The sequence below is a fragment of the Pseudomonas sp. UBT genome, from assembly GCF_050915955.1.
GTDB lineage: Bacteria > Pseudomonadota > Gammaproteobacteria > Pseudomonadales > Pseudomonadaceae > Aquipseudomonas > Aquipseudomonas antarctica_A.
On record NZ_CP168079.1, the window covers coordinates 3,359,194 to 3,376,335 of the forward strand.

General features: G+C 60.1%; 12 protein-coding genes, 4 tRNA genes and 1 pseudogene. 7 read left to right on the top strand and 10 right to left on the bottom strand.

The annotated features are described in order from the left end of the window. Window positions 1-13 precede the first annotated feature (13 nt). The 4 genes from ACDZ94_RS15350 to ACDZ94_RS15365 all read left to right on the top strand — a co-directional run bounded on the left by ACDZ94_RS15350 (window position 14) and on the right by ACDZ94_RS15365 (window position 6,255). A complete protein-coding gene (locus tag ACDZ94_RS15350) occupies window positions 14-2,296 on the top strand; it encodes a TonB-dependent receptor (RefSeq protein WP_064451644.1) in 2,283 nt (760 codons plus the stop codon). A gap of 25 nt (window positions 2,297-2,321) precedes the next feature. Then, the gene (locus tag ACDZ94_RS15355; RefSeq protein WP_064451643.1) at window positions 2,322-2,969 is read left to right on the top strand and encodes a MotA/TolQ/ExbB proton channel family protein; all 648 of its coding nucleotides are present in this window, start codon (window positions 2,322-2,324) and stop codon (window positions 2,967-2,969) included. 55 nt (window positions 2,970-3,024) lie between these two features. Beyond that, window positions 3,025-4,242, top strand: a complete 1,218-nt coding sequence (locus tag ACDZ94_RS15360; RefSeq protein ID WP_432750403.1) for a phospholipase D-like domain-containing protein — start codon at window positions 3,025-3,027, stop codon at window positions 4,240-4,242. Between the two features lie 273 nt (window positions 4,243-4,515). Next, window positions 4,516-6,255, top strand: a complete 1,740-nt coding sequence (locus ACDZ94_RS15365; RefSeq protein ID WP_064451641.1) for a dipeptidase — start codon at window positions 4,516-4,518, stop codon at window positions 6,253-6,255. A gap of 247 nt (window positions 6,256-6,502) precedes the next feature. On the opposite strand, the gene gltS is transcribed toward ACDZ94_RS15365, so the two are convergent. The 5 genes from gltS to ACDZ94_RS15390 all read right to left on the bottom strand — a co-directional run bounded on the left by gltS (window position 6,503) and on the right by ACDZ94_RS15390 (window position 8,328). Then, complete coding sequence (gene gltS, locus ACDZ94_RS15370) at window positions 6,503-7,714, bottom strand: sodium/glutamate symporter (RefSeq protein WP_064451640.1); 1,212 nt, start codon at window positions 7,712-7,714, stop codon at window positions 6,503-6,505. Between the two features lie 199 nt (window positions 7,715-7,913). Then, window positions 7,914-7,989 (bottom strand) — tRNA-Gly (locus tag ACDZ94_RS15375). A gap of 3 nt (window positions 7,990-7,992) precedes the next feature. Next, a tRNA-Glu gene (locus tag ACDZ94_RS15380) sits at window positions 7,993-8,068 on the bottom strand. A 105-nt stretch (window positions 8,069-8,173) separates the two neighbouring features. After that, window positions 8,174-8,249 (bottom strand) — tRNA-Gly (locus ACDZ94_RS15385). A 3-nt stretch (window positions 8,250-8,252) separates the two neighbouring features. Next, window positions 8,253-8,328, bottom strand: a tRNA-Glu gene (locus ACDZ94_RS15390). A gap of 358 nt (window positions 8,329-8,686) precedes the next feature. Here ACDZ94_RS15390 and ACDZ94_RS15395 point away from each other — a divergent pair. Together ACDZ94_RS15395 and ACDZ94_RS15400 are read left to right on the top strand one after the other, a co-directional pair. Further along, window positions 8,687-9,457, top strand: a complete 771-nt coding sequence (locus tag ACDZ94_RS15395) for a hypothetical protein (RefSeq protein WP_064451639.1) — start codon at window positions 8,687-8,689, stop codon at window positions 9,455-9,457. Between the two features lie 116 nt (window positions 9,458-9,573). Next, a complete protein-coding gene (locus ACDZ94_RS15400) occupies window positions 9,574-10,386 on the top strand; it encodes an alpha/beta fold hydrolase (protein WP_432750404.1) in 813 nt (270 codons plus the stop codon). 39 nt (window positions 10,387-10,425) lie between these two features. Here the strand turns inward: ACDZ94_RS15400 and ACDZ94_RS15405 are convergent, their stop codons facing one another. The 4 genes and pseudogenes from ACDZ94_RS15405 to ACDZ94_RS15420 form a co-directional block, all read right to left on the bottom strand. Continuing rightward, window positions 10,426-11,343: a methyl-accepting chemotaxis protein gene (locus ACDZ94_RS15405; RefSeq protein ID WP_432751506.1), complete on the bottom strand. Its 918-nt coding sequence runs from the start codon at window positions 11,341-11,343 to the stop codon at window positions 10,426-10,428. After that, window positions 11,332-12,393: pseudogene (locus tag ACDZ94_RS15410) on the bottom strand (HAMP domain-containing protein); the annotation flags it as partial. The pseudogene ACDZ94_RS15410 and the gene ACDZ94_RS15405, both read right to left, overlap by 12 nt. 114 nt (window positions 12,394-12,507) lie before the next feature. After that, entirely contained in the window at window positions 12,508-13,920 is a 1,413-nt protein-coding gene (locus ACDZ94_RS15415) for a PLP-dependent aminotransferase family protein (RefSeq protein WP_432750405.1), read from the bottom strand. A gap of 203 nt (window positions 13,921-14,123) precedes the next feature. Beyond that, entirely contained in the window at window positions 14,124-14,885 is a 762-nt protein-coding gene (locus ACDZ94_RS15420) for an SDR family oxidoreductase (protein WP_432750406.1), read from the bottom strand. 229 nt (window positions 14,886-15,114) lie between these two features. Between ACDZ94_RS15420 and ACDZ94_RS15425 the strand changes: the two genes are divergently transcribed. Further along, entirely contained in the window at window positions 15,115-16,122 is a 1,008-nt protein-coding gene (locus ACDZ94_RS15425) for an NADP-dependent oxidoreductase (RefSeq protein WP_064451634.1), read from the top strand. Between the two features lie 135 nt (window positions 16,123-16,257). Here ACDZ94_RS15425 and pyrF read toward each other — a convergent pair whose 3' ends face one another. After that, the gene (pyrF, locus tag ACDZ94_RS15430) at window positions 16,258-16,956 is read right to left on the bottom strand and encodes an orotidine-5'-phosphate decarboxylase (RefSeq protein WP_064451633.1); all 699 of its coding nucleotides are present in this window, start codon (window positions 16,954-16,956) and stop codon (window positions 16,258-16,260) included. Between the last annotated feature and the right edge of the window lie 186 nt (window positions 16,957-17,142).

Below are 17,142 nucleotides of genomic sequence, written 5' to 3' on the forward strand. Positions count from 1 at the left end.
CAGGACGACAGTGATGAGGTTCACCCGCATTCATCTGGCACTCGTTGCCGCTACGAGCATGACCCACGGAGTGGTCATGGCAGATACCAGCGACAGTGACGTCGGCACAATTGGAGTACAGGGCAAGGCAACCGCGGGGGGCGGTTACATGGTCCAGGAAGAGAGCGCCAAGGGCCGCTCGACCATCACCAAGGAAGCGTTGGACAAACAGACTGCCACCGGCAACGCCATCGACAAGCTCAAGTACACGCCAGGGCTGAACATCTCCAGCGAGGACAACACCGGCCTTTCGGGCTTTCGCTTCACCATGCGCGGGATGAACTCCGACCAGGTGGGTATGTCGGTCGATGGCATGCCGATCAACGACTCCGGCAACTACGCGCTGTATTCCAACCTGCTGGGCGACCCGGAAAACATCGACCAGATTTTTGTCACCCAGGGCTCATCGGAAGCCGACGGCCCGCACATCGGCTCCAGCGGCGGCAACATCGGTATCGTGACGATTCGTCCGACCAAGGAAACCGGAGCCTTCGTCAAACAGGTGGTGGGCAGCAACGCCACCCGCAAGACGTTTGCCCGACTCAACACCGGTGAAGTCAACGGCCTGAGCAACTGGCTGTCGGCCTCCCATACCGAAGGCCAGATGTGGCGCGGCTCGGGTGCCGTACGGGCTGACAAGGTGGAGTGGAACAGCTTCTTCGACGCCGGCAACGGCAACACGGCCAACCTGATCCTCAAATACCACGAGCAAGACAACAACAGTTACAGCCAGTTGACCAAGGCGCAGTTCCAGCAATACGGCCGCAAATACGACCCGTACCCGGCGACGCCGGCGGTGGGCTCCAACGGCAAAGTCAGCAGCTACTACGACCTGGCGCAGAACCCGTTCCAGACCTTTACCGCCGTCCTCAACACCCAATACAAGTTGCGCGACAACCTGTCCCTCTCGGTGATCCCGTATTACTACTACGGCAACGGCAGCGGCGTAGGCTCCTCCGCCTATGCGCTGAACAGCAGCTCGAACAAGGGTGGCGTTTTCGACCTCGGCAACCTGCCGACGGCGGCTCAATACAACGCCGACGGCTCCGCCACCACAGGCGTCTACTACCGTCCTTCGCGCACTCAGACCTGGCGCCCGGGCATCACCACCAAACTGAACTGGGACCTGGGCGACCACAGCCTGCAATTCGGCTACTGGTACGAACGCGCCCGCCAAAGCCAGACCCAACCGTTCATTGCCCTCAAGAACAGCGGCAAGCCAAGCGACACCTGGCCGGACGGCAGTTCCGTGGTCGATGCGAACGGCAACACCGTACAAGGTCGCGACCGCTACACCGTGACGCCTGCGCAAAAAGTCTGGACCCAGGACACCTGGTACATCAACTCGGACTGGACGCTGATCGCTGGCATTGCCTACATGAACGTCGAGCGTGAAGGCACCAACCACGGCAGCCTCACCGAACAACCGGGCAAAGCCAACCAGACCTACAACAAGTTGCTGCCCAACGCCGGCCTCAAATACCAGCTCGACGAGCGTGACCAGTTGTTCTACAGCCTGTCGCGCAACATGCGTATTCCGCAGAACTACGTGCTGTACGACAAAGGCGTCGGCTCCCTTGACGCCAAGCCGGAACTGAGCTGGAACCAGGAACTGGGCTGGCGCTACACCGGCGAAGACACCACCCTCGCCGCCACCCTGTTCTATATGCAGTTCAAGAATCGCCAGCTCACCTCCCTGGACAGCAACGGTGATTCGGCCGACATCAACGCCGGCACCGTCATCAACAAAGGCCTGGAACTGGAGTGGAGCGGCAAGCTGCCCAACCACTTCAACTACTACACGTCCTACACCTACACCAGCTCCAAGCAGCAGGATGACCTGACCGTCTTCAACGCCGGCAAGCCCATCGTGCTGCCCACCAGCGGCAAGCAGTTCGCCAACGTGCCGACCAACATGCTGGCGGCCAACCTCGGCTATGACGACGGGCGCTTCTACGGCACGTTCGGCGGCAAGTTCACCAGCAAGCTCTACGGCGACCTGACCAACGACGAAGCCATTTCCGCGCGCACCATTTTCAACCTCGGCGCCGGTATCTACCTGCCGGTCGACAAGAAAGTGGTCAAGGACGCAACCCTGCGCCTGAACGTCGACAACCTGTTCGACAAGAAGTACCTAGACGGCGTGTACACCACCAAGACCAACTCGGCGACCTACAGCGGTTTCCGCGATGGCGACCCGGCTTACATCGTGGGCCTGGACCGTACCGTCACGGTTTCCCTGGAAGCGAATTTCTGATTATTCACCTGAGAGGACAACACTCATGGACATGGACCTGCTTCACCAAATCACCTTTTATGTGATGTATGCCGCGATGGCGATTGCGATTTTCATCACCATCGAACGTGGCATCTACTTCGCCTACGTACGCCGCCAGGCGCGGGCCTTGACCGAAGCGCTGGGCGCCAGCGTGCACAGCGAACGCGACCTGCCACAAGCGCTGACCCGTCGTGACAGCCTGCCGCTGAACATGGTGCTGCCGATCCTGGCGCAGAAGGCGTCCCATGGTTCGCGCAAAGACCTGGACGACGAAATCGAAACCCAGTACCTGAAGACCCGCGCACCGCTGTCGCGCAGCCTGTGGATCATCGAAACCATCACCACCGCCGCGCCGTTGCTGGGCCTGTTGGGCACCATCCTTGGCATCATCGACACCTTCAAGGCACTGGCCAGTGCCGGCGTGTCCGACCCAGGCCAGATTTCCGGTGGTATCGGCACGGCCTTGTTCGCCACGGGCTTGGGTATCGCCATCGCACTGTTCTGCGTGGTGTTCCACAACTTCTTCCAGGACAGCCTGGAGCGCATCAACGACCAGCTGAAAATCCTGCTGATCCGCGCCGCCACCGGGGCCCGTGTACAGGGCGAAGTGCCGCACCTGGTGCCGACCCCGTTGCACACCCGCACCGCATGACCTGCAGGGCGGGCGCAGCAGGCGCCCGCCCTTCTTTTTGCCTGCCGAGACTCCTATGTCCCTATCGCTGAAGTTGCGTATCGCAGGCCTCACCGGCCTACTCCTCAGTCCGCTTGCCCAAGCGGACTTTTCGATTCCCGGGTTTGAACTGGTGCACACCGTGCCGGTGGACACCGCATTGGGCACCGCCGATTTGCGCCAGCCTGGCCCGGTGTGGATCGAGTTGTTTGACGGTGCGAAAAGCACCCTTGATATCGGCCAGTTCTACGCGGCCGACCATCCCGGCTCGGTGATGGACAAGGTCATCGAACACCTGGAAGCTGCCGGCAAACGCGGGGTGAAAATTCGCTTTTTGCTCGAAGAAAAAGGCATTCGGCTGTCGGAAGCGTCCACCCTGGAACGCTTGCGGGCGATCCCCAACCTGACCTTCCGCGTGCTGTCGTACGGGCAACTGAGCGGTGGGATCATCCACGCCAAATACATGGTGGTGGACGGCAAGCAGGCGTTTGTCGGCAGCCAGAACTTCGATTGGCGCTCGCTGGAACATATCCACGAGACCGGGCTGCGCATCAGCGATGCCACCGTGGTCAGCCAGGTTCAGGCGATCTTCAATCAGGACTGGCAAGCCCAGGCCGCCCTGGCAGATAAACAACCGGTGCCACTGCCTGCCGCAAGCCAGGCACCTGCGCGCACCGGCAACTATCTGGTGGCCAGCCCGCAACGCTACAACCCGCCGGGCGTGGGCGATTCACAGCTGGAACTGCCGCGCCTGCTGAGCGAAGCCAAGAAAGAAGTGCGTGTGCAACTGCTCGACTACGCGCCGCTGTCCTACGGACCGGACAGGACCCGTCCGTACTACGCGGTGATCGACAACGCCGTACGTGCTGCGGCAGCGCGAGGGGTGGCGGTCAAGCTGATGGTGTCCAACTGGAACACCGACAAGCTGGAACTGCCCTACCTCAAAAGCCTGGCCGTGCTGCCCAATGTAGAGATCAAAATCGTCACCCTGCCCGAGGCCAAGCAAGGGTTTATCCCTTATGCGCGGGTGATCCACAGCAAGACGATGGAAATCGACGGGCAAGTTGCATGGGTCGGCACCAGCAACTGGCTGGGCGGGTACCTGGATAACTCGCGCAACCTGGAAGTGGTGATGCACGACACGGCGATGGCCAAGCGTGTAGGAGAGCTGCATGAACAGTTGTGGGACGGGCCCTATGCCAAGCCATTGGAGGTAGCGGCACAGTATCCGGACCCTCATCCTGGCAAGCCTTGATGTGAAACGTGCGTCAACACCCGCCACACCCCTGTGGGAGCGGGCTTGCCTGCGATAGCGATGCACCCGTCACCGCCGGCTTCGACTGACACACCGCCTTCGCGAGCACGCCCGCGCCCACATTTGGATCTCTACAGTCCCGGCATTTAAGTACGACATTTCCCACACCAAGGTCTCCCTCTCCCGACCTTGGTGATGGTAGTGTGTGGAAATGTTTCTGACTTATTGATCAGAAACTCCTTACTTACTACCTGCAAAGGAATGCCTCCAGCAATGCACTTTCCCCTTAAAAAACTGGTTGCCGCCACCCTGTTCGCCGCCAGCCTCTCGGCCGTCGCCACACCGGCATTTGCCAACATCACCGCCGAACAGAGCGCGACAATTCTGAAGAGTTTCAACGAAACATCGGTCACCGATTTTCGTGGTTTCCTCGGCACCCTGGCCAAGGGCGACCTGGCGAAAACCGATGACGTCGGGCCGGCCATCAATGCCTTCCTGGCCAATAAAACCCTGACCGCCGACCAGCAAAATGAAATCAATCGCCTGCTGGGTATTTACACGCGAGTGAAATACGGCAAAGCAGCCCTCGAAACCCTGCGCGAGCTGGTGGAAATCCCGACCTTCAACGTCGACGGCCTGCCGCAGTACAAGAACCCGGAATTCCTCAAGATCGCCGACAAGATTCAGAGCCTGGCCAAGGCCTTCAACCTGAACTTCCGGAACATCGACAACCGCGTGTACGAAATCTCCCTGGAAGGCAGCGGCGATGAAGTGGTCGGCATTCACGCCCACGCTGACGTGGTACCGGTGACGCCGGAAAACTGGGTGCTCAAGGACGGCACCAAACTCGACCCGTTCAAGGTCACGCTGATCGGCGATCGTATGTATGGTCGCGGCACTGAAGATGACAAAAACGGCATCGTAGTGGCCATGTATGCAATGAAGGTCATCAAGGAAGAGAAGCTGCCGCTGGCGCGCAACTTCAAGCTGCTGGTGGACACCACCGAGGAAACGTCCGGCGACGCGATTCCTTACTACTTCGAACATAACCCAACGCCCAAATACAACCTGGCGCTGGACGGCGGCTACCCGGTGGTGATTGCCGAGAAAGGCTACGGCACCGTCATGGCGACGTTCCCGGTGCGCAAGGGTGAAGGCAAAGGCGCGGAAATCATCGCGATGACCGGCGGCATGGCCACCAATCAGATTCCGTCGGTGTCGGTGGCCACCCTGGTCAGCGACACGCCCGCAGAACTTGCCGCCAGCCTGCAAAAAGCCGGCGCGGAATACGCCAAGCGTAATGGCGGCGACTTTGAGGTCAACGCCAAGGTCGATGGCAAGCAGGTCAAACTGACGGTCACCGGCGTGTCCGCTCACTCGTCCGAACCGCAATCGGGCGTCAACCCGGTTGCACGCATGTTGGAGTTGATCCACAGCATCGACGGCAAGATCGCCCTCAAGCACAACCACATCACTGATGCCGCACGTTACGCCGCTGACAACTGGGGCCTGGATTACCTGGGTGGCAAACTGGGCGTTGGCTTCTCCGATGCGTTCATGGGGCCGCTGACCACCTCGCTGACCTTTGTCGGTCTGGATGACAAAGCCTTCAAGCTGGCGGTGAACCTGCGCGTACCAAAGGGCAAATCCCCGGCCGTGCTCAAGGCCGAAATTGCCGACAAACTCAGCGCCTGGGACAAGCAAACCAACGTGGCCGTGAACTTCACCTACTCGGTCGCCGAGCCGATGTACCGCAACCCTGAAGGTGAATGGGTGAAGGCCTTGTTGGCCGTGGCCAGCGAAAACCTGGGCATGGAACACAAGTTCGGCACTTCGGCCGGCGCCACCTCCGTGCATGAACTGCCCAATGGCGTGCAATTCGGCCTGGCGCGGCCGGAGGTCAAATACACCGGGCATACGGACGGTGAATTCAAGACGGTCGACCAGTTCCTGCTGGACCTGCAGATTGTCACTGAAATGATGGGACGTGTCGGGCAATTGCCGAAGCTCTGATTGGCAAAGCACCGGCTGTCGCCGTCATCACAACAACGCCGATCATCACTGATCGGCGTTGTTGTTATTGCGGCCCTGTAAACGACCCAAAAGGCATTCAGTACAGTGCAGGGCCTACTGCATCGGCTCGTTCACGGGTTTTCCTGTGGGGTTCAAGCACTGCAATGCCAGCGGGCGCGGGTCACCGTCGAGCAGGAGCGGTTCTTAATCCTCACCCAACTTCTGGGTGAAGCGAGAGGTCGCGGACTCATCCCACCACATCGAACAACGGCAGCGCCAGGTACAGCTTGATCACCACCGCATTGGTGATATCGATAAAGAACGCACCCACCATCGGCACGACCAGAAAGGCGATTGGCGACGGGCCGAAGCGTTGCGTCACCGCCTGCATATTGGCAATCGCAGTGGGCGTGGCGCCCAAACCGAAGCCGCAGTGCCCTGCCGCCAGCACCGCTGCGTCGTAGTGACTGCCCATGACCCGGAACGTCACAAAAATCGCAAACAGGGCCATCATCAACGCCTGTGCCGCCAACAGGATGAAAATCGGCAGCGCCAGCGCCGCCAGGTCCCAGAGTTTGAGCGACATCAAGGCCATCGCCAGGAACAACGACAGGCTGACATTACCCAGCACCGACACTTCACGCTCAAACACTTGGTGCCAGCCCAGCGCCGACAAGCCGTTGCGCACTACCACTGCAACGAACAGCACACACACAAAAGTCGGCAGCTCGAATGCCGTACCTTGAATCAAACCACTCAAAAACGTACCGACCTGCAGACTGATCGCCAGGAGCGCAAGCGTCTCAATAAAGGAGAACGGGGTAATCAAGCGCTCCTGATCGGGCTGCTCAAAGCCTTGCGGCAGGCGCGGTTGAGAATGCTCAACACCCGGCACGCGTACACGCTTGATCAGCAAGCGCGCGACCGGGCCACCAATCAAGCCACCCAGTACCAAGCCAAACGTCGCCGACGCGATCGCCAACTCAGACGCGGACGCCACGCCATACTTCTCACTGAACACTCCCGCCCATGCGGCTCCGGTGCCGTGCCCACCCGACAACGTGACAGAGCCGGCAAGCAAGCCCATGAGCGGGTCGAGCCCGAGCGCCGTGGCCAGGGCGATGCCCATGGCGTTCTGCACAACCAGCAGGGCAGTCACGACCAACAGGAAGAGACCCAACACCCGTCCGCCTTTTTTCAGGCTGGCAAAGTCCGCATTCAGGCCAATGGTGGCAAAAAACGCCAACATTAATGGCGCTTGCAATGACGCATCGAATCGAACCTCGACCCCCGTCAGTGCGCGCAACAACACAAGCAACGCGGCAATCAACAGGCCACCGGCGACCGGCTCCGGAATACTGTAGGCACGTAAAAAGCCGATTCGGGCCACCAGCCAGCGCCCCAGTAACAGCACCAGCGAGGCGGCGACCAAGGTTGAATAGAAATCGAGTTGGAACATCCGGGCAGCTCTCTGAAGTGAACACGCAGAACGGGCTGGCCAGAGTAGAGACAACGGAACAGGTACACACCCACCCGATATCAAATACAGATTATTCCTACGCGCTTCACTACACGCCCTACACACGATGTGTTTCCGTGGATAAAAATCAACACACACAAAAACGCCGATCATCACTGATCGGCGTTTTCGTTAAATATGGAGCGGGAAACGAGACTCGAACTCGCGACCCCGACCTTGGCAAGGTCGTGCTCTACCAACTGAGCTATTCCCGCAAATGGCGTCCCCTAGGGGACTCGAACCCCTGTTACCGCCGTGAAAGGGCGGTGTCCTAGGCCACTAGACGAAGGGGACACGCTACTGAAACACATGGTGTGTATTTCAGTGCCCAGAGGCCTCATCCGAAGACTTGGTCCTGGTTTCACTCAGTGCCGCCCGAAAGCCACACTGCTTGTAAATTGGAGCGGGAAACGAGACTCGAACTCGCGACCCCGACCTTGGCAAGGTCGTGCTCTACCAACTGAGCTATTCCCGCATATGGCGTCCCCTAGGGGACTCGAACCCCTGTTACCGCCGTGAAAGGGCGGTGTCCTAGGCCACTAGACGAAGGGGACACACGTACAACATTCACTCCCTACCGCATTTCGCTGTGTGCTTTACGCTGTAAGTGGCGCGCATTCTATGGATGGATTGAAAGGTCGTCAACCCCCAAGGATAAATTTATTTAAATCAATGACTTCGCCCTGCTTTCCAGGCCTTTGCGGGCAATCTGCCCGTCCGGGCTTTGACGCCTATATTCTGGCGCCCGACAAGGCGCTATAGTTCGCCTCAGCAAATGATGGCAATGTGCATCTATCCAGCGCGCCTTTACCTATATAGAAGAAACTACCTGGGCAACTGGTCGAACAATCCTATCCGCCGGATGGCCCAGTCACTACACTCCACAACAAACCCTATAAAGAGGTCACACCGGTGACACCACTCATGATCACCCTGCTGGTAGTAGCCGGGATCGTAATACTGATCGCCATTGGCTACATGAACCACATGGTGGAAAACAACAAACTGGAAAAGAAACGCACCGAGATCGAACTCAACGATCGGCTGCGTCGTTGCGGTGAAATTACCGAGACCTTCCCCGGCCAGTTGATGACTCCGAAGCTCAAGCTGTTGCTGACCCGCCTGGAGCTCAACGTCAACCAGCGTCTGTTGAACCTCAACAAGTCCAGCGCGCCGCTCAAGGCCCGTATCGCTGAGTTGAATGCGCTGATCGGCCAGGGCGAATCGATTCCGGTGGCCAACCCGCCGGCGCCGATCCAGACCGAAGCCAAGGCCAAGGATGTGCGTTTCCTGTTGGAAGCCCTCCACGGTCAAGTCACCCGTGCCGCCCAGGACGGATTCCTGCCGACCAACGAGGCCAAGCACTGGATCAAGGAAATTCGCCATATTCTCGTGCTGCTGCACATCGAGTTCTTCAACAACCTCGGCCAGCACGCCCTGCAACAAGGCCAGCCTGGCCAGGCACGCCTGGCGTTCGAGCGTGGCGTACAGTACCTGCGCAAACAGCCGGAGCCGGTACTCTATAGCGCGCAGTTGCAATTGCTGGAGAATCAACTGGCCCGCGCCAACTCTACGGTGCTGACCAACAGCGCGCCCGCCGAGGATGAAGTCAACGAGTTGACCGAAGGCCTGAAAGTAGTCGATGCCGACGCAGAGTGGAAAAAGAAAGCCATCTACGACTGATCGCCCTGCCTCGCATGTGGCGAGCTACTCGCCACATGCCATCACTTTGCATCTATCCGCACGGCCCCGACTAGCGTAAAAAAGTGCCCCTCACTCCGTGAAGTTAGAGGCCTGCTATGCCTGTTGCCGTGATTGATGGACAACCGCTGCACTATGTCGACCAGGGCACCGGCCCGGTCGTCCTCCTTGGCTCGAGCTACCTGTGGGACCGCGACATGTGGGCACCGCAGATTGAAGCCTTGTCGCAACAATACCGCGTCATCGTCCCCGAGCTGTGGGGCCACGATGAGTCAGGCCCGCTACCGGCCCAGACCCACTCCCTGGATGACCTGGCGCGCCAGGCCCTGGCCCTGCTGGACCAACTGGACATTGCACAGGTCAACCTGGTGGGCCTGTCGGTCGGTGGCATGTGGGGCGCACGCCTGGCATTACGGGCGCCTGAGCGCATCAACAGCCTGATATTGATGGACACCTACCTGGGCGCCGAGCCCGAGACCACGCGTCAGTACTATTTCTCGCTGTTCAAGATGATCGAAGACGCTGGCGCCATCCCGGAGCCGTTGCTGGATGTGGTCGCCCCGATCTTCTTCCGACCGGGGATCGATCGTGAGTCGGCGCTGTATCAGGATTTCCGCAAGGCCCTGAAGGCGTTTACCAAGGAGCGGCTGCTGCAGAGCATCGTGCCCCTGGGGCGCCTGATCTTCAGCCGCGCCGACGTATTGGATCAACTGCCACAGCTGGACGCAGAGACCACCCTGGTGATGTGCGGCGAACAGGACAAGCCTCGTCCACCCGCCGAATCCCAGGAAATGGCCGAGCTGATCGGCTGCAGCCTGATCCTGATTCCAGAGGCCGGGCATATCTCTGCCCGGGAAAATCCGGACTTCGTCAGCGAAGCGCTGCTGACCTTCCTCGCCAACAACGCCTGATCGCTCCTGCGCCCTTTGATCGCGGCCAACACGGCACGATCAAAGGCGGAAGTGCCCCACCATGCCCTTGAGCTCAGCCCCCAATTGCGCCAGTTGAATGCTCGACGCGGCGTTACCTTGCATGCTCAACGCCGATTGATCGGCGCTCGCGCGAATGCTGGTGACGCTGCGATTGATCTCCTCAGCCACCGAGCTTTGTTCTTCGGCCGCCGCCGCAATCTGCTGGTTCATCTGTTGGATCAATGACACTGCGGCGGCGATGCTGCCCAACGCACTCTCGGTCTCCAGGGCATCACTGACGGCCAGCTTCACCAATTCGCCACTCTGCTGAATCTGCTGTACCGATGACTGCGCCGCACTGCGCAAGGTGCTGACCAGCCGCTCGATCTCCTCGGTCGACTGCTGAGTGCGCTTGGCCAGCGCCCTCACCTCATCAGCCACCACCGCAAAGCCTCGGCCTTGCTCGCCTGCGCGGGCGGCTTCGATGGCGGCGTTGAGCGCAAGCAGATTGGTCTGCTCGGCCACGCTTTTGATCACGCTCAACACGGTGCCGATGTTCTGGATTTCCGCACTCAGGCTCTCGATACTGGCGCTGGCACTGGTGCTCGACGTTGCAAGCAATTCAATGCGCTGCAGGCTCTGGCGCACCACATGCTGACCGCTTTCGACCTTGTCATCGGCGGTCTGCGCGGCTTGCGCGGCCTCTTCGGCGTTGCGCGCCACGTCATGCACCGTGGCCGTCATCTGGTTCATCGCCGTGGCGACTTGCTCGGTCTCTTCCTTCTGGCTGCTGACTTCAACATTGGTTTGCTCGGTGACGCTGGACAGGGAATGCGCCGAGCTGGCCAATTGCTCAATCCCCGCCTGCAAGCCGCTGACCATCTGGCTCAGGCCATTGCCCATCTGCTGCATCGCCTGCATCAACTGGCCGATCTCATCACGACGGCTGACTTCCATCCGCCCACTCAGGTCCCCGGCGGCAATCTGCTGGGCCACGGTGATCACACTGCGCAGGGGCGCGACGATCAACCGGGTGATCACCCACGCCGCAATCAACCCCACCAACAGTGCCAGGGCTGAGGAACCGATGATCAGCAACGCGCTTTTTTTCAACTGCGCCTGCATCGACTGATCTTCGGCGGCGTACGCCTGGTTGACCCGGCTGACCACTTGATCGGCGCGGTCATGCAACTGCTTGTAGACGACTTTTTCCTGAGCCAGCAACCCGGTGTATTCGCCGAGTTTTTCGCTGAACGCGGCAATATGCCCGGACACTTCGTTGAGCACGGTCTGGTAACCCGCATCCTTGACCGACGTTTTCAACTGTTCGACCTGAGCCAGCGCCTGGTCGGCCTGCTCGATCCTGCCTTGCTCGGCATTGTCGGCATCCGCCTTGCGGCTCTGATCCAGGCGCACCCGCGCTTCATTCATGGCTTGCAGCATCAACCGCGACACCTGGCTGACCTGCCCCGCCTGCGCGATAAACTCGGCGCCGTCCTTACCCTGGCTTTCCTTGAGGCCATAGGCCCCATCATCGGCCAAACCGGCCTGCAATACGTCGAGGTTATTGGCCACACTGGACACCGACCAACTGGCCATCTCGAGGGCCAGGTCCTTGGTCTGGGTCAACTCGACAAACTCATCGAACGCCTTGCGATAGGCGGCCAACGCCTGCTCAACATCGCTCATCACCGGTACATTGGCGGCGGACTGGGCTTTTAACGTGGCCGCCAGGGCCGCCAGCGCATCGACGCTTTCATGCAGGGCGTCGACAGCTTTGGGGTCAACGTGCAACGCATAGTCCTGCTCGATCAAGCGCACCTTGAGCAAGCCACTGTTGAGCGAAGACATCGCCTTGAGGCCTTCAAACCGCTGCCCCACAGTTTGCAGGGACCACACGCCAATGGCCGCTACCAGCGCGGTCAGCAGCAGCACCAGGGTGAAGCCCAAGCCTAGTTTTTTCGCCATACCGAGGTTGGCAAAACGTCGTTGCACGGCCGAAATCATTGCACTTGAATCCTCTTGCAATGGCAGATGCCATCAAGCCTGGTTTCCATGCTGGGAGATTCGCAACGACGAGCTACCGGCACAAGACGTTGGCGCCACAATAATGGCAAAAAGCTACATGCTCGTCGTTTTCAGAATGGTCGAGGTCGATCTTGCAGGCCCCATGGCGCGGAACAACGCCAGCGCGCGCTGATCATCAGCATAGGCCACATTGATGCGCAGCCAGTCACTTGCTTCACCTTTTGGATTAAACAGCGCACCGGGCGACAACAAGACGCCGAGTCGCCGGGCACAGACCTGCAACCGTGAAGGATCGCCCACACCAGGCCGCGCCCACACAAACATACCGCCGGCAGGCACAACAAACACTTCCCACTCCTCATCCTCCAGCACCTGCAGGGTCGCGGCCATCTGCGTGTTCAAGCGCTTGCGCAGGCGCTGCACCCACTTGCGGTAAGTGCCATTGGCCAGCAACGTGGCAACGACCGCTTCGGCAAAACGCGAGGTGCCGATGCCGGTCAGCGTCTTGAGGCTGGCCATTTGCGCAATGATCGCCGCGCCGGCACTGACGTAACCCACGCGCAACGCACTGCTGAGGGTCTTGGAAAAGCTCGAGACATAGATCACCCGGTCATCGTGGGGCAACGCCGACAGCCGCGTGCAACTGGCGTGCTGCAAGTCGCCATAGACGTCCTCTTCAATGATCAGGAAGTCTTCGCTACGCGCCAGTTGCAGCAAACGCTCGGCTATCGCACGGCACAGGCTGGTACCGGTGGGGTTGTGGTACAGGCAATTGATGAACAGGCACCGGGGGCGATGGCTTTGCAGCAGCGTCTCGAGCACCGGGATATCCGGGCCACCCACGGTGCGCGGGACTTCCAGCAACGTGACGCCGTGGCGCTCCAACTGCCGATAGAGGTTGGCATAGCCCGGCGTCTCGACCACTACCGTGTCGCCGGCCTTGAGCAGTGTGCGTATCAACAGGTCCTGGGCGTGGCCGGCGCCGTGGGTCGTAAGGATGCAATCGAGGCGAGTGGCGACTTTTATCTGGGTCAGCCGCTTGAGCAGTTGCTCACGCAACGCCGGCAGCCCCAGTGGCGTGCTGTAGTTGAAGAGGCCGGCGGTGTCGGTACGGCTGATTTCGCGTACCGCGTAGCAGAGGTCGTCGCTTTCACGCCACGCGTCCGGCAACCAGCCGCATCCCAGTTTCAATTCGCCCAACGGGCCTTCGACGAAGGCGCCCCACGCCAGTTCCGCCCCCTCGTACCAGTGGCTTTCAAGGGAAACAGGCGGCTGGGCCACCACAAATCCCGAGCCCTGCCTTGAGGCCAATAACCCCTGGGCCACCATTCGCTCGAATGCCTCGATCACGCTGGACTGGCTAAGCAGGTTATCGAGGGCCACTTGCCGGATGGACGGCAAGCGCGTGCCGGGGCTCGCGCCGCTTTTGCGTATCCATTGCGCCACCGCGCTGACGATTTGCTGCACCACCGGTACAAGGGCTTGTCGATCGATCCCTAAATCCATGAGCCACTCACTTCAACTGTCTGTTATTCAACCCCAAACAGTTAAGCACAGAAGCCCGCTCATGCCGGTCGCCAACCTTTATTAAAGTATTGATTTTATTGACTTATTTACCTGCTGATACACATTCTGACGAGGCCTTGTGCCAGCCATGGAAACGCCCCACAGCGTCCCTGGCCTTTTCGAAGAGTGCGCGACCTTGAGTCCTAGATAGCCGTCGCGCCGCCATCCACCGCCAACGCTTGGCCAGTGGTAAATGCGGCCCCATCACTGCACAGGTACAGCACAGCGCTGGCGATTTCCTCAACTTTGCCAATACGCCCGACCGGGTGCATGGCGGCGGCAAATTCTGCCTTGCGCGGGTCAGCTTCATAGGCACGACGGAACATGTCAGTGTCGATCACCGCAGGGCAGACTGCGTTCACGCGAATTTTTTTCTTCGCGTACTCAATGGCTGCCGACTTGGTCAGACCGATCACGGCATGCTTGGACGCGGCATAGATGCTCATCTTCGGTGCAGCACCCAACCCCGCCACCGACGCAGCGTTGACGATCGCCCCGCCGCCCTGGGCCAGCAACAGCGGTAACTGATACTTCATGCACAACCACACGCCCTTGACGTTGACGCCCATGATTGCATCGAACTCGTCCAGTGTGCCGTCGGCCAACTTGCCCTTCTCGATCTCGATCCCGGCGTTGTTGAAGGCATAGTCAAGGCGCCCATAAGCGGCGACGGTCTGCGCCATCAATTGCTGCACATCCGCGTCCAGGGTGACGTTGCAGCGCACGAACAGCGCCTCGCCACCCGACTGTTGGATCAACGCAACCGTGCCCTCGCCGCCCGCCACGTCCAGGTCGGCGACCACAACCTTCAAGCCTTCTGCGGCGAACGCCAGCGCGGTAGCGCGGCCAATACCGGCGGCGGCGCCGGTCACCAGGGCGACCTGGCCGGAAAACGTCATGCTCATGGGGGATGTCCTATGGAAGAAATAGCCGTGAGACGAGTCTAGCCAACGGCGCGGCGGGCGCGTCAGCACTATCAGAAGGCCGGTGGGTGCTGCATGAATCGCAGTGATAAGACCGCACGACTCACTATCATCCAAGTCTATCGGCAGGCATTCGCCCCCCTCTAATAACCTTGCCCCCAGACCGTTCAGGGTCTATCACTCAAGGTCCACTTCTTGAAGAGCTCTTGCCATGACTGCCCAGACCAACCGCCAGTTCCTGCTCGCCAAACGCCCGGTCGGGGCGGCCACGCGGGAAACCTTCACCTACCAGGAAGTGCCAGTCGGCACGCCTGGAGACGGGCAAGTGCTGGTGCACAACGAATACCTGTCGCTGGACCCGGCCATGCGTGGCTGGATGAATGAGGGCAAGTCGTACATTCCGCCGGTAGGCATTGGTGAAGTAATGCGGGCGTTGGGCGTAGGCAAGGTGATTGCTTCGAACAATCCGAAATTTTCGGTCGGCGATTATGTAAATGGCGCGCTGGGCGTACAGGATTATTTCCTTGGCGAGCCACGGGGTTTCTACAAGGTCGACCCTAAACTCGCCCCCCTGCCCCGTTACCTGTCAGCCCTCGGCATGACGGGCATGACCGCCTACTTCGCCCTGCTCGATACCGGCGCCCCCAAGGCCGGCGAAACCGTGGTGATTTCCGGCGCCGCCGGTGCGGTCGGCAGCATTGCCGGGCAGATTGCCAAGATCAAAGGCTGCCGCGTGGTGGGCATCGCCGGGGGCGCCGACAAGTGCAAGTTCCTGGTGGATGAACTGGGCTTCGACGCAGCCATCGACTACAAAAACGAAGACGTACCCGCCGCCCTCAAGCGCGAATGCCCCAAAGGCGTGGACGTGTATTTCGATAACGTCGGCGGCGATATTCTCGACGCTGTGCTCAGCCGTCTGGCATTGAAGGCGCGCGTGGTGATCTGCGGTGCGATCAGCCAGTACAACAATAAAGAAGCCGTGAAAGGCCCGGCCAATTATTTGTCGTTGCTGGTCAATCGCGCGCGCATGGAAGGCTTTGTGGTGATGGACCATGCCGCGAACTTTGCTGCGGCTGGGCAGGAAATGGCCGGCTGGATGGCGCAGGGCAAGCTCAAGAGCAAGGAAGACATTGTCGAGGGGCTGGAGACGTTCCCGGAGACGTTGATGAAGCTGTTCAACGGCGAGAACTTTGGGAAGTTGGTGTTGAAGGTCAGCTGACAGACCACGAAACCGGGTGTGGGCAGGTCAATGTGGGAGCTGGCTTGCCTGCGATAGCCTCAACTCAATATCACTGTAGGACCGAGTTGCCTGCATCGCGGGCAAGCCCGGCTCCCACAGTTGACCGCAAACCGGTCAGGCGATTTCGGCAACCACTGCCGCCAGCGCCTTCGCCGGGTCCGCCGCCTGGCTGATCGGGCGACCGATCACCAGGTAGTCAGAACCTGCATCCAGTGCCTGGCGCGGCGTCAGAATACGACGCTGGTCGTCCTGCGCACTGCCCGCCGGACGAATCCCCGGGGTCACCAGTTGCAGCGACGGGTGAGCCGTCTTCAAAGCCTTGGCTTCCAGTGCCGAGCACACCAGACCATCAAGGCCGGCCTTCTGCGCCAGGGCCGCCAGGCGCAATACTTGCTCCTGAGGCTCGATATCCAGGCCGATACCGGCCAGGTCTTCGCGCTCCATGCTGGTCAGCACGGTGACACCAATCAACAGCGGTTTGGGGCCGCTGCGCTGCTCCAGCACTTCGCGGCAGGCGGTCATCATGCGCAGGCCGCCGGAGCAGTGCACATTGACCATCCACACGCCCATTTCGGCAGCGGCCTTGACCGCCATGGCCGTGGTGTTGGGGATGTCATGGAATTTCAGGTCGAGGAATACTTCGAAGCCTTTGTCACGCAACGTGCCGACGATTTCCGCGGCGCAACTGGTGAACAGTTCCTTGCCGACTTTGACCCGGCAAAGCTTCGGGTCCAACTGGTCAGCCAGCTTCAGTGCGGCGTCACGAGTGGGGTAATCCAGGGCGACGATGATAGGAGTCTGGCAGACGGACATTGGAATGGGCTCTCAGGCAAGTCGAAATCGGCGCGGATTGTAGCGCAAGCAGCGCCGTTGCGGGATCCGATGATCGGTAAATACTGTTCAACCACGCTACAGCCGCCATTCAGGTCAATTGTGTCAGAACTGATACATTCACGACATGCCCCCAACACGCGCCGCCTCTAGCCTCGCGCACATGAC